21 protein-coding genes and 1 pseudogene are annotated in these 20,204 nt (G+C 72.5%); 1 reads left to right on the top strand and 21 read right to left on the bottom strand.

Annotated features, from left to right (window positions below; all coding sequences use genetic code 11):
- Window positions 1-4 precede the first annotated feature (4 nt).
- The 10 genes from ACFYPS_RS18050 to ACFYPS_RS18095 all read right to left on the bottom strand — a co-directional run bounded on the left by ACFYPS_RS18050 (window position 5) and on the right by ACFYPS_RS18095 (window position 10,314).
- The gene (locus ACFYPS_RS18050) at window positions 5-1,216 is read right to left on the bottom strand and encodes an argininosuccinate synthase (RefSeq protein ID WP_387325634.1); all 1,212 of its coding nucleotides are present in this window, start codon (window positions 1,214-1,216) and stop codon (window positions 5-7) included.
- Window positions 1,213-1,728 (bottom strand): arginine repressor, encoded by a 516-nt coding sequence (locus tag ACFYPS_RS18055; protein WP_074318603.1) that lies wholly within the window; start codon window positions 1,726-1,728, stop codon window positions 1,213-1,215. Before ACFYPS_RS18055 ends, ACFYPS_RS18050 begins: the two co-directional genes overlap by 4 nt.
- Window positions 1,725-2,672, bottom strand: coding sequence for an ornithine carbamoyltransferase (argF, locus tag ACFYPS_RS18060; RefSeq protein ID WP_387325637.1), 948 nt, complete (start codon window positions 2,670-2,672; stop codon window positions 1,725-1,727). Before argF ends, ACFYPS_RS18055 begins: the two co-directional genes overlap by 4 nt.
- Window positions 2,669-3,940, bottom strand: coding sequence for an acetylornithine transaminase (locus ACFYPS_RS18065; RefSeq protein ID WP_354964269.1), 1,272 nt, complete (start codon window positions 3,938-3,940; stop codon window positions 2,669-2,671). Before ACFYPS_RS18065 ends, argF begins: the two co-directional genes overlap by 4 nt.
- Window positions 3,937-4,878, bottom strand: coding sequence for an acetylglutamate kinase (gene argB, locus ACFYPS_RS18070; protein ID WP_354964268.1), 942 nt, complete (start codon window positions 4,876-4,878; stop codon window positions 3,937-3,939). The genes ACFYPS_RS18065 and argB overlap by 4 nt, the downstream gene beginning before the upstream one ends.
- Window positions 4,875-6,047, bottom strand: a complete 1,173-nt coding sequence (gene argJ / locus ACFYPS_RS18075; protein ID WP_354964267.1) for a bifunctional glutamate N-acetyltransferase/amino-acid acetyltransferase ArgJ — start codon at window positions 6,045-6,047, stop codon at window positions 4,875-4,877. The genes argB and argJ overlap by 4 nt, the downstream gene beginning before the upstream one ends.
- A 55-nt stretch (window positions 6,048-6,102) precedes the next feature.
- Complete coding sequence (gene argC / locus ACFYPS_RS18080; protein WP_354964266.1) at window positions 6,103-7,104, bottom strand: N-acetyl-gamma-glutamyl-phosphate reductase; 1,002 nt, start codon at window positions 7,102-7,104, stop codon at window positions 6,103-6,105.
- Between the two features lie 173 nt (window positions 7,105-7,277).
- Complete coding sequence (locus tag ACFYPS_RS18085; RefSeq protein WP_354964265.1) at window positions 7,278-8,303, bottom strand: NAD(P)-dependent oxidoreductase; 1,026 nt, start codon at window positions 8,301-8,303, stop codon at window positions 7,278-7,280.
- Between the two features lie 8 nt (window positions 8,304-8,311).
- The gene (locus ACFYPS_RS18090; RefSeq protein WP_354964264.1) at window positions 8,312-9,106 is read right to left on the bottom strand and encodes a glycosyltransferase family 2 protein; all 795 of its coding nucleotides are present in this window, start codon (window positions 9,104-9,106) and stop codon (window positions 8,312-8,314) included.
- A complete protein-coding gene (locus ACFYPS_RS18095; protein WP_354964263.1) occupies window positions 9,103-10,314 on the bottom strand; it encodes a nucleotide sugar dehydrogenase in 1,212 nt (403 codons plus the stop codon). Before ACFYPS_RS18095 ends, ACFYPS_RS18090 begins: the two co-directional genes overlap by 4 nt.
- Window positions 10,315-10,642: 328 nt before the next feature.
- Between ACFYPS_RS18095 and ACFYPS_RS18100 the strand changes: the two genes are divergently transcribed.
- Window positions 10,643-11,023, top strand: coding sequence for a winged helix-turn-helix domain-containing protein (locus ACFYPS_RS18100; protein WP_354964262.1), 381 nt, complete (start codon window positions 10,643-10,645; stop codon window positions 11,021-11,023).
- 245 nt (window positions 11,024-11,268) lie between these two features.
- Here the strand turns inward: ACFYPS_RS18100 and ACFYPS_RS18105 are convergent.
- The 11 genes and pseudogenes from ACFYPS_RS18105 to ribH form a co-directional block, all read right to left on the bottom strand.
- Window positions 11,269-11,559: pseudogene (locus tag ACFYPS_RS18105) on the bottom strand (S26 family signal peptidase); the annotation flags it as partial.
- Window positions 11,560-11,562: 3 nt separating this feature from the next.
- The gene (pheT, locus tag ACFYPS_RS18110) at window positions 11,563-14,109 is read right to left on the bottom strand and encodes a phenylalanine--tRNA ligase subunit beta (protein WP_354964261.1); all 2,547 of its coding nucleotides are present in this window, start codon (window positions 14,107-14,109) and stop codon (window positions 11,563-11,565) included.
- 40 nt (window positions 14,110-14,149) lie between these two features.
- On the bottom strand, window positions 14,150-15,217 hold the full coding sequence (pheS, locus tag ACFYPS_RS18115; RefSeq protein ID WP_354964260.1) for a phenylalanine--tRNA ligase subunit alpha: 1,068 nt from the start codon (window positions 15,215-15,217) through the stop codon (window positions 14,150-14,152).
- Between the two features lie 215 nt (window positions 15,218-15,432).
- The gene (locus tag ACFYPS_RS18120) at window positions 15,433-16,230 is read right to left on the bottom strand and encodes a TrmH family RNA methyltransferase (protein WP_387325645.1); all 798 of its coding nucleotides are present in this window, start codon (window positions 16,228-16,230) and stop codon (window positions 15,433-15,435) included.
- An 83-nt stretch (window positions 16,231-16,313) separates the two neighbouring features.
- A complete protein-coding gene (gene rplT, locus ACFYPS_RS18125; protein ID WP_030335718.1) occupies window positions 16,314-16,706 on the bottom strand; it encodes a 50S ribosomal protein L20 in 393 nt (130 codons plus the stop codon).
- Window positions 16,707-16,738: 32 nt separating this feature from the next.
- Window positions 16,739-16,933 (bottom strand): 50S ribosomal protein L35, encoded by a 195-nt coding sequence (rpmI, locus tag ACFYPS_RS18130; RefSeq protein ID WP_354964258.1) that lies wholly within the window; start codon window positions 16,931-16,933, stop codon window positions 16,739-16,741.
- A gap of 20 nt (window positions 16,934-16,953) precedes the next feature.
- Window positions 16,954-17,604, bottom strand: coding sequence for a translation initiation factor IF-3 (gene infC, locus ACFYPS_RS18135; RefSeq protein WP_354964257.1), 651 nt, complete (start codon window positions 17,602-17,604; stop codon window positions 16,954-16,956).
- A 383-nt stretch (window positions 17,605-17,987) separates the two neighbouring features.
- The gene (locus ACFYPS_RS18140) at window positions 17,988-18,461 is read right to left on the bottom strand and encodes a PH domain-containing protein (RefSeq protein WP_354964256.1); all 474 of its coding nucleotides are present in this window, start codon (window positions 18,459-18,461) and stop codon (window positions 17,988-17,990) included.
- A gap of 62 nt (window positions 18,462-18,523) precedes the next feature.
- Complete coding sequence (gene hisG, locus ACFYPS_RS18145) at window positions 18,524-19,369, bottom strand: ATP phosphoribosyltransferase (protein WP_354964255.1); 846 nt, start codon at window positions 19,367-19,369, stop codon at window positions 18,524-18,526.
- 46 nt (window positions 19,370-19,415) lie between these two features.
- Window positions 19,416-19,697 carry a phosphoribosyl-ATP diphosphatase gene (locus ACFYPS_RS18150; RefSeq protein WP_197701276.1) on the bottom strand — a complete coding sequence of 94 codons (282 nt, stop codon included), beginning with the start codon at window positions 19,695-19,697 and terminating at the stop codon, window positions 19,416-19,418.
- A gap of 8 nt (window positions 19,698-19,705) precedes the next feature.
- Window positions 19,706-20,203 (bottom strand): 6,7-dimethyl-8-ribityllumazine synthase, encoded by a 498-nt coding sequence (ribH, locus tag ACFYPS_RS18155; RefSeq protein WP_354964339.1) that lies wholly within the window; start codon window positions 20,201-20,203, stop codon window positions 19,706-19,708.
- Window position 20,204: the final 1 nt, after the last annotated feature.

Raw genomic sequence — 20,204 nt, forward strand, 5'->3', positions numbered from 1 at the left:
GGGCTCACTGGCCGGAGTCGCCCAGCCGGGCGTTCCGCGCGGCGGCCATCCGGCTCGGCAGGCCCCACAGCTGCACGAAACCCTTCGCCAGGGACTGGTCGAAGGTGTCGCCGGTGTCGTAGGTGGCCATCCCGAAGTCGTAGAGGCTCGCCTCGGAGCGCCGACCGGTGACGGTGGCCCGACCGCCGTGCAGGGTCATCCGCACCTCGCCGCTGACGTGCCGCTGCGCGTCGTCGATGAAGGCGTCCAGCGAGTCCTTCAGCGGCGAGAACCACAGGCCGTCGTAGACCAGCTCACCCCAGCGCTGGTCGACGCCCCGCTTGAACCGGGCCAGGTCCCGCTCCACGGTGACCGCCTCCAGCTCCTGGTGGGCGGTGATCAGCGCGATCGCGCCGGGAGCCTCGTACACCTCGCGGCTCTTGATGCCGACCAGCCGGTCCTCGACCATGTCGAGCCGGCCCACACCCTGCGCGCCGGCGCGCCGGTTCAGCTCCAGGATCGCCTGGTACGGGGTGACCGTCTCACCGTCGATGGCGACCGGCACGCCGCCGTCGAAGGTGATCACGACCTCGTCGGCGTCGCGGTCCTGCGCCGGGTCGGAGGTGTACGAGTAGAGGTCCTCGATCGGCGCGTTCCAGATGTCCTCCAGGAAGCCGGTCTCCACCGCGCGGCCCCACAGGTTCTGGTCGATGGAGTACGGAGACTTGGCCGACACGTCGATCGGCAGCCCCTTCTCCTCGGCGAACGCGATCGCCTTGTCCCGGGTCCAGGCGAAATCCCGGGCCGGCGCAATGATCTTCAGGTCGGGCGCGAGCGCGTTCAGGCCGACCTCGAACCGGACCTGGTCGTTGCCCTTGCCGGTGCAGCCGTGCGAGACGATCGTCCCGCCGTGCTTGCGCGCCGCGGCCACCAGGTGCTTGACGATCAGCGGCCGGGACAGCGCCGATACCAGCGGGTAGCGGTCCATGTAGAGGGCGTTCGCCCGGATGGCCGGCAGGCAGTAGTCGGCGGCGAACTCGTCGCGCGCGTCGACCACCTCCGACTCGGCGGCGCCGCAGTCCAGCGCACGCTGCCGGATGGCGTCGAGGTCCTCACCGCCCTGCCCGACGTCGACCGCCACCGCGATCACCTCGGCGCCGGTCTGCTCGGCCAGGTAAGGAATGGCGACGGAGGTGTCGAGACCTCCGGAGTATGCCAGGACGACCCGCTCGGTCATGGTGTCGTGCTCCCTTCAACGTTGTCTTCCCTGCGGGCCCAGCCGGCGAGCTTCTCGCCGAGTGCGGCCCCGCCGACGGCCTCGCGGGCCACGACGAGGATGGTGTCGTCGCCGGCGATGGTGCCGACGATCTCGGGCAGGCCCGCTCGGTCCAACGCGCTGGCCAGGTACTGGGCTGCGCCCGGCGGGGTACGCAGCACGGCGATGTTGCCGCTGGAGTCGACCCCGTTGAGCAGCTCGCGCAGCAGCCGCACCAGCCGGGCGGGGGCCGCCTCGGCGTCGCGCAGCGGCCGGTGGCCGTCCTCGGGGATCAGGTAGACCGCCGGCCCGTCGCCGCCGCGCACCTTGACCGCGCCCAGCTCCTCCAGATCCCGGGAGAGGGTGGCCTGGGTGACTCCGACGCCGTCGGCGGCGAGCAGGTCGGCCAGCTCGGTCTGCGAGCGGACGGCCTTGTCACGGATCAGCTCCACGATTCGGGCGTGCCGCGCGGCGCGGGTCAGCGGGGCGGTCACCGGGGCTCCCCGATCGTCGCGGCCCCGGCGCCCACCAGGAACGCCAGCAGCGCCTTCTGGGCGTGCAGCCGGTTCTCCGCCTGATCGAAGACCGCGCTCTGCGGACCGTCGAGCACCTCGTCGGTGATCTCCTCGCCGCGGTGCGCGGGCAGGCAGTGCAGCACGATCGCTTCCGGCGCGGCCTGGCCGAGCAGCTCCTTGTTGACCTGGTAGGGCAGGAACGGGGTGATCCGGTCCAGCCCGTCGTCCTCCTGCCCCATCGAGGTCCAGGCGTCGGTGGCCACCACGTCGGCGTCGCGTACCGCCTGGGCCGGATCGGTCAGCACCCGCACCGACCCGCCGGTGCCGGCGGCGATCTCCGCCGCCCGGCTCACCACGGTCGGATCCGGTGCGAAGCCGGCCGGCCCGGCGACCCGCACGTGCATCCCGGCGGTCGCCCCGGCCAGCAGGTACGACTGCGCCATGTTGTTCGCGCCGTCCCCCACGTAGGTCAGGGTGCGGCCGGCCGTGCCGCCGCACCGCTCGCGCACGGTGAGCAGGTCGGCCAGCAGCTGGCAGGGGTGGAAACCGTCGGTGAGCGCGTTGATCACCGGCACGCTCGCGCCCGCCGCCACCTCGGCGATCCGGTCGTCGCCGTGGGTGCGCAGCACGATGGCCGCGACGTAACGGGACAGCACCCGCCCGGCGTCGGCCAGCGACTCGCCCCGGCCGAAGTGGGTGACCTGGGTGTCCACCACGAGCGGGTGCCCGCCCAACTCGGCGATCCCGACGTCGAACGAGATCCGGGTGCGCAGGCTCTGCTTGTCGAAGAGCACCGCCACCGAGCGCGGCCCGGACAGCGGCCGATGGCCGAACCGGTCCGCTTTCATCCGCGCCGCCAGGTCGAGCACGGTGGACTGCTCGGCGGGCGAGAGATCGTCGTCGCGCAGAAAATGCCGGCTCATGCGGTCGTCCCCGTCGTGGTCGTGGTCGGCGTCGAGATCTTGGAAGATGCCGACCCCTGCAGGGGCGCTTTCGCTCCAAGATCTGCGCTGCCGGCGGCTGCCGGAGCCGCCGCGGCCAGGGCGGCGGGTAGCGCGGCGAGGAAGGCGTCCGCCTGGGCGGTCGTGAGGATCAGCGGCGGGGCCAGCCGGACCACGCCCGGCTGCACCGGGTTGACCAGGAAGCCGGCCTCGCGCAGCGCCTCGCTGAGCACCTTCGCCACCGGCGCGGTGAGCGCCACACCGAGCAGCAGGCCGGCGCCGCGCACACCGGCCACCAGCGGGTGACCCAGTGTCTCGATCCCGCTGCGCAGCCGCTCGCCGACCCTCTTCACGTGATCGAGCAACCCCTCGTTGGCGATGGTCGCCACCACGGCGAGCGCGGCGGCGCAGCTGACTGGGTTGCCGCCGAAGGTGGTGCCGTGCGAGCCGGGGGTGAGCAGATCGGCGGCCCGGCCGAACGCCAGCGTGGCGCCGAGGGGCAGCCCGCCGCCCAGCCCCTTGGCCAGGGTGACCACGTCCGGCTCCACGCCCTCGGCCTGATGGGCGAACCAGTGCCCGGTACGGCCGATGCCGGTCTGCACCTCGTCGAGCACCAGCAGTGCCCCGTGTCGTGCGGTGATCCGCCGCGCGGCGGCGAGGTAACCGGCCGGCGGTACGACCACGCCGTTCTCACCCTGGATCGGCTCCAGGATCACCATGGCGGTCGCGTCGGTGACCGCGGCCTCGAGGGCGGCGACGTCGCCGTAGTCGACGTGGGTCACCTCACCGGGCAGCGGCCGGAACGGGTCGGCCTTGGCTGGCTGGCCGGTCAGCGCGAGAGCCCCCATGGTCCGGCCGTGGAACCCGCCCCGCGTGGCCACCACGTGGCTGCGGCCGGTGCGCCGGGAGAGCTTGAACGCCGCCTCGTTCGCCTCCGCGCCGGAGTTGGCGAAGAAGACCCGGCCGGGCCGGCCGGCGAGCGCCAGCAGCAGCTCGGCCAGCGCGACCGGCGGCTCGGCCACGTAGAGGTTGGAGACGTGCCCGAGGGTGGCGACCTGCTTCGAGACGGCGGCCACCACGGCCGGGTGGGCGTGGCCGAGGGCGTTCACCGCGATCCCGCCCACCAGGTCGAGGTACTCCCGGCCGGCGTCGTCGACCACGACGGCGCCGGCGCCGGAAACCAGCGCCATCGGCGGCGTGCCGTAGTTGTCCATCATGGACTGCGACCAACGCTGTACGAGCGTACTCATGACGGAACCGAGCCTTCCTTGTTCGCGACTGCGGGGCTCGCAAGCTCACTCCTCGCGCTCACGACCATCGTTCCGAACCCTTCCGAGGTGAACACCTCGAGCAACGTGGAGTGCGCCACCCGACCGTCGACGACGTGCGCGGCGGGGACTCCCCCGCGCACCGCCCGCAGGCAGGCCTCCATCTTCGGCACCATTCCCGACTCGAGGCTGGGCAGCAGCGTGGCGAGGTCGTCCGCGGCGATCTCGGAGACCAGGCTGGTGGTGTCCGGCCAGTCGGCGTACAGGCCGGCCACGTCGGTGAGGACGACCAGCTTGCGGGCCTGCAACGCGACGGCCAGCGCGGCGGCGGCGGTGTCCGCGTTGAGGTTGTGCAGCACCCCGTCGGCGTCCGGCGCGACCGTGGAGATCACCGGGATCCGGCCGGCCGTGATCAGGTCGGTCACCGCCGACACGTCCACCGACTCGACGTCGCCGACCTGGCCGACGTCGACCGGCAGCCCGTCCACGTACGCCGGGCGGCGCACCGCGGTGAACAGCCGGGCATCCTCGCCGGAGAGGCCGACGGCGAAGGGCCCGTGTGAGTTGATCAGCCCGACCAGTTCCCGGCCCACCTGCCCGACCAGCACCATCCGGACCACGTCCATCGCCTCGGCGGTGGTCACCCGCAGGCCGCCACGGAACTCGCTGGCGATGCCGAGCCGGCCCAGCATGGCGGAGATCTGCGGGCCGCCGCCGTGCACCACCACCGGCTTGAGACCGGCGTACCGCAGGAAGACCATGTCGGCGGCGAACGCCCGCTGCAACTCGGGGTCGGTCATGGCGTTGCCGCCGTACTTGACCACCACCGTGGAGCCGGAGAAGCGTGCCAGCCAGGGCAGCGCCTCGATCAGCGTCTCCGCCTTGACCTGGGCGCGGGTGAGGTCGGTGCTCAGGCTCATGTGGAGTACGCCGAGTTCTCGTGCACGTACGCGTGGGACAGGTCGTTGGTCCAGATCGTCGCGGCCGACGTGCCGGCGTGCAGGTCGATCCGGATGGTCACGTCCCGCCCGGTCAGGTCGACCTTCGAGCGGTCCTCGGCGGCGCCGCCGCCCCGGCACACCCACACCCCGTTGACGGCCACGTCCACCCCGTCCGGCTCGAACGCGGCGGTGGTGGTGCCGACCGCGGCGAGGATCCGCCCCCAGTTCGGGTCGTTGCCGAACAGCGCGGTCTTGACCAGGTTGTTGCGGGCCACCGTGCGGCCCACCTCGACCGCGTCGTCCTCGTCGGCGGCGCCGACCACGTCGATGGCGATCTGCTTGGTGGCGCCCTCGGCGTCGGCGACCAGCTGCTGGGCCAGGTCGTGGCAGGCCGCGGTGACCGCGGCGGCCAGCTCGGCCGGCGTCGGCTCGATGCCGCTCGCGCCGCTGGACAGCAGGAGCACCGTGTCGTTGGTCGACATGCAGCCGTCGGAGTCGACCCGGTCGAAGCTGACCCGGGTGGCCGCGCGCAGCACCTCGTCCAGCATCGCTGGCCCGGCCACCGCGTCGGTGGTCAGGACGCAGAGCATGGTGGCCATCCCCGGCGCGAGCATCCCGGCGCCCTTGGCCATTCCGCCGACCGTCCAGCCGCTGCCCCGGGCCACCGTGGTCTTCGATCGGGTGTCCGTGGTCATGATGGCCTCGGCGGCGGCGGTGCCGCCGTCGCGGGACAACCCCCGGATCGCCGAGCGGACGCCGGGCAGCAGCTTCGGCATCGGGAGTCGCTCACCGATCAGCCCCGTGGAGCAGACCGCCACCTCCCCCGCGCCGAGTATCAGCCGCGGGCTGACCGAGGTCAGCGCGGCGGCGGTGTGCTCGGCGGTGGCGTGGGTGTCCTGGAAGCCGGCCGGGCCGGTGCAGGCGTTGGCGCCACCGGAGTTGAGCACGACCGCGCGGACCACGCCGCCGTGCACGACCTGCTGGGTCCAGAGCACCGGCGCGGCCTTGATCCGGTTGGTGGTGAAGACACCGGCGACGCCGGCGTCCGGGCCGTCGTTGACCACCAGCGCGATGTCGGTGCCACCGCTGGCCTTGAGGCCGGCGGCCACGCCGGCGGCCCGGAACCCCCGTGGGGTGGTGACGCTCACGGTGCTGGCCTTTCGTTCGCGACTGCGGGGCTTCGCTGCGCTGCACTCCTCGCGCTCACGGGGTGACCCCCCAGACCGACAGGCCGGTGGTCTCCGGCAGGCCGAACATCAGGTTGGCGTTCTGGACGGCCTGACCGGCGGCGCCCTTGCCGAGGTTGTCCAGCGCGCTGAGCACGATCAGGCGGCCGGAGTCCACGTCGACGGTTGCCTGCAGGTGGCAGGAGTTCGAGCCCAGCGTGGCCGCGGTGTGCGGCCACCTGCCCTCTGGCAGCACGTGCACGAACGGCGCGTCCGCGTACGCCTGCGCCAGCACGTGCTGCGGGTCGACGCCGTGCGTCGGCGCCGCGGTGACCGTGGCCAGGATGCCGCGTGGCATCGGCGCCAGGACCGGGGTGAGCGACAGACCGGTCGCCCCGGACGCCTGCTTGATCTCCGGCACGTGCTGGTGGGTGCCGACCCGGTACGGCGACAGGTCCCCCATCACCTCGCTGGCCAGCAGGTGCGGCTTGGCCGCCCGTCCGGCGCCCGAGGTGCCGGACGCGGCGACCACCACGACGTCGGCGGGGTTGGCCGCACCGGCCGCGATCAGCGGCGCGAGCGCCAGGGTGATCGCGGCGGCGTAACAGCCGGTGTTCGCCACGCGGGTGGAGGCGGCGATCAGCTCCCGCTGGCCGGGCAGCTCGGGCAGGCCGTAGGTCCACTGGCCGGCGTACGGGCCGCCGTAGTACTGGGCCCAGTGGTACGCGTCGGCGAGCCGGTGGTCCGCCCCCAGGTCGACGATCCGCACGTGCGGCGGGATCTGGGCGGCCAGCACCGCCGACTCGCCGTGCGGCAGCGCCAGGAAGACCAGGTCCGCGTCGATGAGCGTCGTCGGGTCGGTCTCGCCGAGCACCAGGTCGAGCCCGGTGAGCTGCGGGTGCACCACGTCGACGCGGTGCCCGGCCTGGCGGTGCGCGGTGGCGGCGACCAGGTCGAACTCCGGGTGCCCGGTGACCAGGCGCAGCAGCTCGCCCCCGGCGTAGCCGCTCGCTCCGGCGACCGCGACTCGGATTCCCATACTCACCTCCGCATGACTATGCAACGAAGGTTAGCAGCCATGATCGCGGCACTGCAAGTTCATGCAGTCCATTGCATGGGAATGGGATGCATGTCGCCGGACACACGTCCGGCCCGGGTCGCGGGGGCGAGACCGGGCCGGACGGGCGGAAATGGAACGGAACGGGACGACGGTCAGAGGCGACCCTCCGCGACCGCACGGGTCACCCAGGGAACGACCTCGTCGAGCATCACGTCCAGCGACGTGGTCGCGGTGAACCCGAGCACCTCACGGGACTTGGTGACGTCCGGCACCCGCTTCTGCACGTCGTAGCGGAACGGCTCGTCGCTGACGTACCGGAACGGCACGTCCGGCCCCTTGATCTTGTGCCAGATCAGCTCGGCCAGCTCCAGCACGCTGGTCGACTCCGCGGTGGAGAGGTTGAAGTCCTCGTTCCGGGCGGCCGGATGCTCGATCGCGGTGGCGATCCCCCGAGCCAGGTCGCCGCCGTACGTGTAGTGCCGCACCTGGTTGCCCTCGCCCAGGATGTGCAGCGGGTCCTGCCCCTTGACGATCTTCTGCACCAGGTCCGGAACGACGTGCGACATGGCCAGCTTGACGTTGCCCGAAAGCACCTCGGCCTGGCCGAGCGCCCGCCCCTCGCCAACGCCCACACAGTTGAACGGCCGGACAATCGTGTACGGCACCTGGTACTGCTCCCAGGCGGCGCGGGCGTAGTACTCCACGGCCAGCTTCTGGAACCCGTACGACGACAGCGGCGGTGGGACGCGCCGCTCGTCGCCCTCCCGGCTCGGCCACTGCTCGGTCGACTCGTAGACCATCGACGAGGAGAGGTAGGTGACCTTCGCCAACTGCCCCTCCCGGTGCGCCCGGATCGCCGCGTCGCAGGTCGCCGCCATGATCCGCTCATTGGTGGCCAGCAGGTCGTAGGCGTACGCGTGGAAGTAGGAGATGCCGCCGATCATCGCCGCCCCGGCCACCAGGTGGTCGCAACCGTCCAGCAGATCGGTGAGCAGGTCGACGTCGCGGGCGTCACCCTCGACGAAGCGGTAGCCGGGATGATCGTCGTAGCTGTGCGTCACGGGGCCGTACTTGGAGAAGTTGTCCACCCCCACCACCTCGTGGCCCCGGTCCAACAGCTCCTCCACGAGGTAGCCACCGATGAATCCGGCCGAACCAGTTACCAGGACCTTCGCCACGTGCGCTCCTAAGCGGTTTTCTCGTACTCGGTGCTGTTGTCCTGCGGGTCGCGCGGGGCCGGTACGTCCGCCGTGACGGTGCCCGCGACGGGCTTCGCCCGGCCCAGCCGCCGACCGTAGGCGAAGAAGTACCACCGCAGATACCCGGGGAGGAACCGGCCCAGGTCGAAGTGGGACTCGCCCAGCGGCCGGTCCAGCCAGATGGTCGGGATCTCGGCCACCGGCAGCCGCAGCCGGGTGGCCTTGGCGGTCAACTCCAGGCCGATTTCGAACCCGGTCCGGGACTCGATGCCCACCTCGCGGACGAAGGCCGTGTCGTACGCCTTGAAGCTGTTGGTGGCGTCGCGGGTGCCGACCCGGGCGAAGGTGTAGAGGCTGCGCCCGGCCCACCGGGACATCATCCGCTTCAGCCGCGGCCCGCCCACCTGCTGCCCGCCCGGCATGTACCGGGAGGCGGCGGCCACCACCACGCCCCGGTCCACCAGCCGGGCCAGCTCGTCGATCTGGCGCGGGTCGTCGCAGCCGTCGGCCATGGTGACCACCACGACGGGAGCCTGGGCCGCGTCGACGCCGAACCGGATCGCGTTCGCCGGCCCCCGACCGTAGGTGTTGAGCACGGCCCGGACCCGGGGATCCTGCCGGGCGATCTGCTCGGCGTACGGAACTGTCGTGTCCTCCGGCATGTCGTGCACGATGAGCACCTCGGCCGGGAGCAGCATCTCCCGCAGCATCCGCTCAAGGCAGCGGACGATCGCCTCGCCCTCGTTGTAGACCGGGACGATGACCGACACCCGCGGCGTCATACCCGCACTCCCTGCCCGGTCAGCCCCCACATGTCGATCAGTGGGGTGTCGGTCTCCAGCCGCGCGTACTGCTCGTGCGGGGCGGCGATGACCAGCAGGTCGGCCCGGCGCAGCACCTCGTCCAGGTCGACGAAGCGCTCGTCGACCACGTACGGGTCGGTGCAGAGCGTCTCCCGGGTCTTCAACGCCAGAATCTTGCGCAGCTTGTACGCCAGGCTCTCCCGCGGGTCGTCGCTACCACCCTTGAACGCCATGCCGAGGATCCCGACGGTCATCTCAGACAGGTCGAACCGGTCCTCCAACCGGGACACCAGGTAAAGCGGCAGCCCCTCGTTGATCAGCATGGCCGAGTGGCCGAGGACGAAGTTGTTGCGGTTGAACGCGGCCAGCTGCATGGTGTCCTTGAACAGGCACGGCCCGGCGGCGAAGCCCGGCATCGGCAGGTCCGCCGCGCGCGGGTAGTCGTACGCCACGGCGTGCCGGATCCGGGCGAAGTCGAGCCCGAAGTCGTTGGCCATCATCCAGAACTGGTTGGCGGTGGCGAACTTGATGTAGCGCCAGGTGTTGGTGAACAGCTTCGCCAGCTCCGCCTCCTCCGGCTCCAGCGGCACGATCTCCTCGGTCAGGTGCCGGAAGAGCTTCTCGGCCCGGGCCAGCGCCGCCGGCGTCCGGGCCGCCACGATCTGCGGCAGCGCGAACAGCTCGGTCATCGCCCGGCCCTCGGCGATCCGCTCCGGACAGAACGCCACGTCGGCCCGGATGCCCTTGCCGACCAGCAGCTTCTCGGTCAGCGCCGTCACTCCCGGGTAGACGGTGCTGCGGAGCACCACGAGTTGCCCGTCGCGCAGGTGCTCGGCGCACCGCTCCAAGGCCCGGGGCACCGCGCCGAGGTCCGGGTTGAGGTGCTCGTCCACCGGCGTGCCGACGACCACCACCAGGTGCTCGGAGCCGCCCACGCTGGCCGGATCGGTCGTCGCCCGCAGTCGCCCGGCGGCGACCGCCTCCGCCAGCGGCTCCGCCGCACCGGGCTCGGCGAACGGGAGCTGCGCCGAGTTCACCGTGGCCACCGCTTCGGCGTTGATGTCGTACAGAACCACGGAGAGGCCGCGGGCGGCGAAGGCGATGCCCAGCGGCAGACCCACCCGACCGCAGCCACCGACGATGCAGACGTCGGCCGTCGTGACCTGCGCGGCCTGATCCTCGAACATGGATCAACTCCCATGGGGGTGGTGGGGGTGTGTTCCGGTGGTCGCCGGAATCCAAGCAGGCTAACCGCTCGGAGGTGACTCGCGGGTAGCCAAACATGCCGAGGCCGGTGCCCTTTCGGCCGATAGCCCCCGCGGTGAACGCAGCCGGTGACGTAGCGCGACGGGCTGAGCGCCCTCGGGAGCCGCGGCACGGCCCGCGGTCCGCCGGCGCATCGACGGATCCGTCGTCCCGACCGCACCTGAACCTTCGTTAAATCGACTAACATGACTGCCTGACGGTGGTGGGGCCGGCCCGTCCGGCCCACGGGGGCACCCGACGGAGGACGCAGTGGGCCTGTCGTTCGAGATCCTCGGTCCGGTTCGGATACGCCGCGACGGTCAGCCCGTACGGACGCCGGCCGGCCGACCCACCGCCCTGCTGGTCACCCTGCTGCTGCACGCCGGCACGGCGGTCCCCGTCGAACGGCTGCGGGAGGAGCTGTGGGGTGAGCGGGCACCCGCTTCGGCGGTGGCGAATCTGCGCAGCCACGCCAGCCAGCTGCGCCACCTGCTGAACTCCCCCGACGAACCGGTCCGGCTGCCCGCCGACCATGGCGGGTTACTTCAAGCGGTGCAGCCAGAATTTGGGCTGCAAGACGTTCTGCGGCAGCTGCGGGTACTACTGCAGCGCTGGCGCGAGCACGATGACCGCTCTCTGCTGAGGCGGTGACGGCGTGGCGTCCGGCCCTCGGCTGGGCGGCACGCCGTCATGCGTAGCGAGCCGCCGCGTACGCCGGCGGTCAGTCCGCGCGCAGGCGCGGCCGGACCACCACCCCGAGCACGTCCGGCTCGGGGATGTAGCCGCACTCGCGGGAGTCGTAGCTCTGCGGCGTTGTCACCGAGCACGACCAGCCGCCCCGTCGGCACCACCCGCTCACCGCCCTGGCGCAGCAGCGGCACCCGGTCCACCGGCACCGGATCGCCCGGCACCGCGTGCGCCCGCTTGATCAGCAGGCCGGGCCCGCCCGGCGCGTCCGGACGGGTGGGGTGACCGGCGGTCATCCTGGCCGGGGCCACCACCACGACCACGTCGCCGGGGCGGACCCGGGCCAGCGGCAGCCGCCGGGCCAGCACCCGGTCACCGGAGCGCAGCGTCGGCTCCATGCTGCGCCCCACCACCGCGACCAGCAGCAGGTGCCGGCGGGCCCAGAGCAGGCCGGCGGTGGCCACCGCGAGCACGGCGGCCACCGCGAGCCATCCCAGCACCGGTCAGGCGCCGCGCAGGGTGGCGCCGAAGCGCTCGGCGGCCACGGCCACCGCCGCGTCCCGGGCGGCCACCGCCTCCTCGACGGTGAGCGTCCGGTCCGGTGCGCGGAAGGTGAGCTTGTACGCCAGCGACCGGCGACCCGCGCCGAGCTGCTCACTGGAGTACACGTCGAACAGCCGCACGTCCTCCAGCAGCTCCCCGGCGCCCGCCTCCAGCGCCCGGCGCACCTGCTCCGCCGGCACCGACCCGTCCACCACCAGCGCCACGTCGATCAGCGCCGGCGGGAAGCCGGACACCGCCGGGGCGGGCGTCACCGGGGCGGACGGCAGCGCGTCCAGGGACAGCTCCATCGCGCAGGTCCGGCGGGGCAGTTCCAGCGCCGCCACCACCGCGGGGTGCAGCTCGCCGGCGTGCCCGACGACCGTGCCGTCGACCCGCAGCTCGGCGCAGCGGCCGGGGTGCCACGGGGCGTACTCGGCGGCACTCACCTCGACCCGCTCGTCGGGGATGCCGACGGCGGCCAGCACGTCGCGGGCCGCCTCGATGGCGTCCGCCCAGCCGGCCGCCCGGCCCGGACCCCACCAGCCGGCCGGGTCGAGGTCACCGGTCACCACCACCGCGACGTGCACGGGCTGCGCCGGCACCACCGCGTCGGCGGCCGCGAACTCCTCGTCGGTGGGGCGCCGGTCCACGCCCATCGCCGGCGGGCTGCCAGCCCCGACGCGCGGGTGGAACACCGCCCCGATCTCGTAGAGCGCCACGTCACGGTGCCCCCGGCCGAGGTTGCGCTTGAGAATGCCGAGCAGCGGGCCGAGCAGCGTGGTGCGCAGCAGCGGCTCCTCCTCGGACAGGGGGTTGGCCAGCCGCACCGCCGGCCGGCGCGGGTCGTCGGCCGGCAGGCCGAGCAGGTCGGCCAGCTCCGGCGACACGAACGGGTGCGCGAGCACCTCCACGTACCCCCGCTCGGCCAACGACCCGGCGACCGCCCGGCGCCGGCGCTGCCGCGGGGTCAACCCACGGCCCGGCGGCGCGGTCGGCAGCACCGACGGCACCCGGTCGTACCCGTCGAGGCGGACCACCTCCTCGACCAGGTCAGCCGGGTCGGTCAGGTCGGGCCGCCAGCTGGGTGGCGTGACGCTGAGCGCCACCCCGGCGCCGCTGGCGACGCCGACCGCGCCCGGGTCCTCGGCCAACCGGTCGGCGCCCTGCGCCACCGTGCAGCCGACCCGCTCCAGCAGGGCGACCACCCGCGCCGGCGGGTACTCGACGCCGACCCGCCGGGTCGGCAGGTCCGCCGGCAGGGTGATCGGGGTACGCGGACGGACGTGGTCGATGTCCAGGATCTCCGCACCCGGGGTGCCGCCACCGTGCTCGGTGAGCAGCCGAACGGCCCGCTCCAGCGCGACCAGCGGCAGGGCCGGGTCGACGCCCCGCTCCCAGCGCTTCGCGGCCTCGCTGAACAGCTTGTGCCGGCGGGCGGTGCGCCCGACCATCGCCGGGTCCCAGTGTGCCGCCTCGAAGAGCACGCTGGTGGTGCCGGCGATGACCTCACTGGTCTCACCGCCCATCACCGCGGCCAGCGAGATCGGGCCAGTGTCGTCGCAGATCACCATGTCGTCGCCGGCGAGCACCCGCTGCACCCCGTCCAGGGTGGTCAGCTTCTCCCCCGGCTCGGCGCGGCGGACCACCAGCGGCCCGGCGATCCGGTCGGCGTCGAAGGCGTGCATCGGCTGGCCCAGCTCCAGCATCACGTAGTTCGTGATGTCGACCGGCAGCGAGATGCTGCGGATGCCCGCGGTGACGAGCCGCTGCTGCATCCACGACGGCGTGGGCGCCGTCGGGTCGACGCCGCGGACCAGGCGGGCGGCGAAACGGTCGCAGCCGACCGGGTCGCGCACCTCCACCGGGTACGCCGGCGCCTCGGTGCCGGCCGGCGCGGGCACCAGGGCCGGATCGTGCAGCGGCACGTCGAAGGCGTGCGACAGCTCCCGGGCCAGGCCGCGCAGGCTCAACCCGTACCCCCGGTCGGGGGTGATCTCCAGCTCGAGCACCACGTCGTCGAGGCCGACCACCGGCCGCGCGTCGTCGCCCGGCTTGGCCGCCACGTCCGGCGGCAGCACGATGATGCCGGAGTGGTCCTCGCCCAGGCCCAACTCCTTCGCCGAGCAGATCATGCCGTTGGAGTTGTGCCCGTAGGTCTTGCGGGCGCCGATGGCGAAGCCGCCGGGCAGTACGCCGCCGGGCAGGATCACCACCACCCGGTCGCCGGGCGCGAAGTTGCGCGCCCCACAGACGATCTCCTGCGGTTCGCCGGTGCCGTTGGCGTCACCCACGTCGACCCGGCAGAACCGGATCGGCTTCTTGAAGCCGGTGAGCTCCTCGATCTCCCGTACCTCGCCGACGACCAACTGGCCGGTGACGCTCGCCCGCAGGTCCACCACGGACTCGACCTCGATGCCGAGGTCGATCAGGGCCTGCTCCAGGTCACCGGTGGGCAGGTCGGCGGGGAGGTCGACGTACTCCCGCAGCCAACTGACAGAAACTCGCATGACTTCAGACCACCGTTCCCGTGTCTCGTACCCGCATCGCCTACGCCCCGGTCCCGAGCGCCCGGCTGAACCGCACGTCGCCCTCGAAGAGATGGCGGATGTCGCTGACCCCGTGCCGGACCATCAGGGTCCGGTCGATGCCCATCCCGAAGGCGAATCCGGAGTAGACCTCCGGGTCCACGCCGCAGGCGCGCAGCACCCGCGGGTTGACCATCCCGCAGCCGCCCCACTCGACCCACTGGGGGCCGTCGCGGTGCTCCGGGAACCAGACGTCGAACTCCGCCGACGGCTCGGTGAACGGGAAGTAGTGCGGCCGCCACCGGGTCTTCGCCTCCGGGCCGAACATCGCGCGGGCGAAGTGGTCGAGCGTGCCCCGCAGGTGCGCCATCGTGATGCCCTTGTCGACCACCAGACCCTCGGCCTGGTGGAACACCGGGCTGTGGGTGGCGTCGATCTCGTCGGTGCGGTAGACGCGGCCGGGCACGATCACGTAGATCGGCGGCTTGCGGCTGAGCATCGTGCGGGTCTGCACCGTCGAGGTGTGCGTGCGTAGCACCAGGCCGGAGCCCTCCGGTGCGATGTGGAAGGTGTCCATCAGCCCGCGCGCCGGGTGGTCGGCGGGAATGTTCAACGCGTCGAAGTTGACCCACTCCAGGTCGACCTCGGGGCCCTCGGCCACCTCGTAGCCCATCCCGACGAACAGGTCGCTGATCGACTCCATCAGGGTGCTCAGCGGGTGCCGGGCGCCGCGCGGACGTCGGTCGTAGGGCAGGGTGACGTCCACCCGCTCCTCCACCAGCACCCGCTCGGCCTGCTCGCGCTCCACGACCTCGGCGCGGTCGGCGTAGGCGGTCTCGATCGCCCGGCGGGCCTCGTTGACCCGTTTGCCGGCATCGGACTTCGCGGCCGGTGGCAACGCGCCGATCTCCCGGCGGGCCAGCGAGACCGGGGACCGGTCACCGAGGTGCGCGGGGCGCAGCGCGGTCAGCGCGTCCGGGTCGGTGGCCGCCGTGAACGCCTTCGTGGCGTCGGCGACGGCCGCGGCCAGGGCGGCGGGGTCGAGCAGGGCGACCTGCTTCGGGTCGTACGGATCGTTGCGGTAGCTCATGGCGTACGGGCACTCCCTCACGGCGGCGCCAGCCCTCACCGGGGCGGCTAAGCGAGTCTACGGACGCGCGGCTGTGCCGCAGCCCGCCGGTAGGAGTCGTGCAGGGAGCAGGTCAGGCCCGCCGCCCGCCGACACCGGCGGGCTGGCTAAACGAACGCCGTGGCGCGTTCATCGACGGACGCTCTCCCCTGCGGTAGGTGCGCCGGTGTGGACACTCAGCGCTGTGCTCTCGCTGAAGCGTACAGGCAGACCGCGGCGGCCGCAGCCAGGTTCAGGCTCTCCGCGCGCCCGTGCAGCGGCACCCGGACCCGGGCGTCGGCCGCGGCGGCCAGCTCCTCCGGCAGCCCGTGCGCCTCGGAGCCGAACAGCCAGGCGGTGGGCTCGGCGAGCCGTCCGGAATCGGCCAGGTCGTCCAGGTCGCTGTCGCCGTAGCCGGTGGTGGCGAGCACGGTCAGACCGGCGGTACGGAGCGCTTCGACCACCTCGACCGGGTCGGCGGCCCGGACCACGTCGACGTGGAAGAGGCTGCCGGCGGAGGCCCGGACGCACTTGCCGTTGTACGGGTCGACGGCGTCGCCGGAGAAGACCACCGTGCCCGCTCCGGCGGCGTCGGCGGTGCGCAGCACGGTGCCGGCGTTGCCCGGGTCACGGATCTCGGCGAGCACCGCCACCAGACGGGGCGTACCGGCGAGGGCCTGCTCCAGCGGCACGTCCAGGTGCCGGCAGACGGCGACCAGCCCCTGCGGGGCCACGGTCTCGGCCAGCGCGGCGAGCGCCTCGTCGGTCACCTCGGAGACCGGCACGTCGGCGCGGGCCGCGGCGGCGGCCAGCTCCGCGTACCGGTCGAGGGCGGTGGGCGTACCGAACAGCTCGGTGACCACCTCGGGCCGCGCGAGGGCCTCGCGGACCGCCTGCGGGCCCTCGGCCAGGAAACGGCCGGTGGCCTCCCGGTCCCGACGGCGCTGCAACCGGCGGGCGGCGACCACCCTGGGTGTACGCGGAGTGAAGGCCATGGTGTGCGGTCCTCCGGCACGATCGAGGCGCCCCCCGGACGGCGGTGCCGACACGGGAGACGCCTCGCTCTTGTGCGCGGGGATCAGGCGGCCTGGGCCGCCGCGCCGCCGGTGCCCTCGGCCGCGACCGCGGCCCGGGCCAGCTCGACGATCGCCGCGAAGGCGGCGGCGTCGTTGACGGCCAGGTCGGCCAGGATCTTGCGGTCGACCTCGATGCCGGCCAGACGCAGGCCCTGGATCAGACGGTTGTAGGTCATCCCGTTGGCCCGGGCGCCCGCGTTGATCCGCTGGATCCACAGCTGCCGGAAGTCGCCCTTGCGGTCACGACGGTCCCGGTAGGCGTACTGCATCGAGTGCAGCACCTGCTCCTTGGCCTTGCGGTACAGCCGGGAGCGCTGACCGCGGTAACCGCTCGCGGTCTCCAGCAGGGTACGACGCTTCTTCTGGGCGTTCACAGCCCGCTTGACGCGTGCCATCTCAACTCCTTCTTACGTAAAGGTGGCGCGCGTCAGCGGCCGAGCAGCTTCTTGATGCGCTTGACGTCGGCCTTGGCCAGCACGACCGTGCCGGTCAGCCGGCGGGTCTGGGTGGAGGGCTTCTTCTCCAGGTTGTGGCGGAGGCCGGCCTGCTGAGCAACGATCTTGCCCTTGCCGGTGACCTTGACCCGCTTACCCATACCCGAGTGGCTCTTCATCTTCGGCATGTGGAACGTCTTCTCCCCTGTTACTCGCCGCTGGTATCGGCGGCGAGGCCGGTGTCACCGGCTGCTGCGGTCTCGCCGACCGCCGCGGTCTCATCGGCTACCGGAGCGGCGGACTCGTCCCCTGCCCGGTCCCGAGGTGCACCGCGGGACGCCGTAGCGGCGACCGCGGAGGCCTTGACGGCACGATGCGGAGCGAGAACCATGATCATGTTTCGGCCGTCCTGCTTCGGAGCGGCCTCGACGTATCCCAGTTCCGTGATCTCGGATTCGAGCCGACGCAGGAGCCGGTAACCCAGCTCCGGGCGGCTCTGCTCGCGACCGCGGAACATGATCGTCACCTTGACCTTGTCGCCCGCCTTGAGGAACCGCACCACGTGACCCTTCTTGGTCTCGTAGTCGTGCGGGTCGATCTTCGGGCGGAGCTTCATTTCCTTGATGACGGTCTGCTGCTGGTTACGCCGCGCTTCGCGCGCCTTAAGTGCGCTCTCGTACTTGAACTTGCCGAAGTCCATGAGCTTGCACACCGGCGGGCGCGCCATCGGCGCAACCTCGACCAGGTCCAGATCGACGTCCGCGGCCAGCTGAAGGGCGCGCTCCAGTGGGACGATGCCCACCTGCTCACCCTCGGGGCCGACCAGTCGGACCTCACGTGCCCGGATCTGCTCGTTCACGCGTGGTTCGACGCTGATGGGGCCTCCTCGAGTCGTTTCTGCTCTGTCACCGACCCCCGCGGCTCCCGGGTGGGAACCGACCCGGAAAGCAGAAGGCCCCGGCGTATGCCAGGGCCCGCTCGACCGGTCGGCACGATCACAGGATCGCGCATCCGGAACCGGGACGTGCCCGAAACCGGGGACCGGACCCGGCCACCGTAGCGGCGACTCGGGTGGGAGCAGGCGCTCCGCTTTCATGGCTGTCTGCTCGCACGCGGAGACAGCCTGGTCGACTCGACAACTCTACACCCGGGCTCCGGCCGACCCGAAACCGGACCCGGATCCCCGACCGGGAATCCGCACACTTTCGGTGCTGTCGCCCGGATCGTGCCGGCCTGGTGGGGTCAGCGGCCGGAGGCGCGCTCGGCGAGGCGGCTCTGGTGCGCCTCGTGCAGCCGGCGCAGCGCGCGGACCCCGTCGACGGCCAGTTCCTTGTCGGCGGCCTGCAGGGCGACCATCGGCAGCAGGTCGTCGTCGTGCAGCTCCAGGCTCGCCCAGGGCGCGCCGCGATCGAAGCGGACGCCGCGGACGACCTCCCAGGGCAGCGTGTACGAGCTGATGACATTGCGCACCCGGACGCCGCGCGCGTCGGCCTCCACCCGTGGGCGGGTGAACAGCAGGAAGCCCAGCGCACCGAAGATGCCCAGACCGATCATGGCGACCTGGTCGCCGCGCTGGAAACTGCCGTAGCCGTTGCCGGTCGGGCCGCTCAGCGAGGTGGCCACCAGAGCGAACACCACCACCAACGCGACCGCCGAGGACCAGCAGACCACCCGGATACGGCGGGGCTTCAGGCGGACCAGCTCCGTTTCACTCACCCCGCCAGTCTGCCACTCGCACCCGCCCGGCCGACGCACCACCCGCCGAGCCACCGCAGCCGTCAGAGGCGGCAGGCGTGGATGTTGGTGACCAGGATGGCCCGGGCGCCCAGTTCGTACAGCTCGTCCATGATCCGGTGCACGTCGTCGCGGAGCACCATCGCCTGCACCGCCACCCATCCCTCGCGGTGCAGCGGCGACACCGTGGGCGACTCGATGCCGGGGGTCAGCCCGCTGGCCCGGTCCAGCAGGCCGGCGGGCACGTCGTAGGCGAGCATCACGTAACGGCGGGCCACCAGCACGCCGTGCAGACGGCGCAGCAACTGCTCGGCCTGCGGGTGCCCCGGCGCTCCGGCCCTGCGCACCAGCACCGCCGAGGAGCGCAGCAGCGGCTCGCCGAAGACCACCAGGCCCGCCTGGCGCAGGGTGGCGCCGGTCTCCACCACGTCGGCGACCACGTCGGCGACGCCGAGTCGGACGGCGTTTTCCACCGCGCCGTCGAGGCGGATCACGTCGGCCTTGACGCCCAGCTCGCCGAGGTGCCGCTCGACCAGCCCCGGGTACGCGGTGGCGATCCGGTGCCCGCCCAGGTCCCGTACCGAGGCGATGTCGTCGGGGCGGGCGGCGAAGCGGAAGGTGGCCTGACCGAAGACGAGGTCGACGACCTCCTCGGCCGGCGCGGCCGAGTCGATCAGCAGGTCCCGGCCGGTGATCCCGAGGTCGAGGTCACCGGAGCCGACGTAGGTGGCGATGTCCTTGGGACGCAGGTAGAAGAATTCGACGTCGTTGGGCTCGTCCCGGCAGACGAGATCCTTGGGGTCGGTGCGCTGGCGGTAGCCCGCCTCGCGCAGCATCTGGGCGGCCGGCTCGGCCAGGGTGCCCTTGTTGGGAATGGCGACACGCAGCATGACGGAGTGCTCCTTCGATCCGGATGGCGATCAACGGGTGGGGCACTCACAGATGTCGGTAGACGTCCTTGAGTTCGAGACCGCTGGCCAGCATCAGCACCTGGACCTGGTAGAGCAGTTGGGAGATCTCCTCGGCGGTGCGCTGCGGCCCCTCGTGCTCGGCGGCCATCCACGACTCGGCCGCCTCCTCGACGACCTTCTTGCCGATGAAGTGCACCCCCTTGTCCAGGGCGGCGACGGTGCCCGAGCCCGGGGTGCCGGCGGCGGCCTTGGCCTGCAGCTCGGCGAACAACTCCTCGAACGTCTTCACGGAACGCGATTCTTCCAGCCGGCCGGTCAGCCGCTGAAGCCGACCCGCTGGCCGTTGTGGGCGAGTGTCCGGACGGCCAGCGCGGCGTCGAGCGCGGCGACGGTGGCGGACCAGCCCTTGTCCTCCGCCGACCCGGGCAGCCCGGCCCGGTCCCGGGCCTGCTCGATGTTTTCCACGGTGAGCACGCCGTGCGCCACCGGCTTGCCCTCGTCCAGCGCCACCCGGGTCAGCCCGTCGGTCACCGAACGGCAGACGTAGTCGAAGTGCGCGGTGGCGCCACGGACCACCACGCCGAGCGCGACCACCACGTCGCAGCGGCGCGCGAGGGCCTGGGCGACCACCGGCAGCTCGACCGAGCCGGCGACCCGGGCCACCACCGAACGGGCGCCGCACGCCTCGGCGGCGGCCACCGCCCGCTCCAGCATGTGGTCGGTCAGCTCCCCGTGCCACCGGGCCGCCACCACCCCGACGGTCAGCCCCGCCGCGTCCACCGCGTCGACCCCCGGCTCACCGAAACCCGCCATC

Origin of the sequence: Micromonospora sp. NPDC005087 (genome assembly GCF_042872965.1) — a bacterium.
GTDB lineage: Bacteria > Actinomycetota > Actinomycetes > Mycobacteriales > Micromonosporaceae > Micromonospora.